At 56.9% G+C, this 239-nt stretch carries 1 protein-coding gene; it reads right to left on the reverse strand.

The window, feature by feature from the left end; all coding sequences use genetic code 11:
- On the reverse strand, positions 1–239 hold a 239-nt coding region (locus tag N2041_RS14820; protein WP_297679410.1), incomplete at both ends, for an AAA family ATPase.

The following is a 239-nucleotide window of genomic DNA, read 5'->3' on the forward strand; positions in this document are numbered from 1 at the left end:
CGTAGCCAGCCTCGGTCAGCGTTGTCGCATCTGCCATGGCAAAGGGGACCTTGAGTTTCTGAGCGAGCGTCCGTGCGAGAAGCGTCTTGCCCGAACCGGTGGGACCGACAAGAAGGACATTTGATTTCTCGATTTCGACATCACCAGCGGGCCGGATTCTGTGTACGAGCCGCTTGTAGTGATTGTAGACGGCTACGGAGAGCACACGCTTGGCATACTCCTGACCGACAACATAGCCA

This window comes from Tepidiforma sp. (assembly GCF_026419595.1).
Classification (GTDB): Bacteria; Chloroflexota; Dehalococcoidia; order Tepidiformales; family Tepidiformaceae; genus Tepidiforma.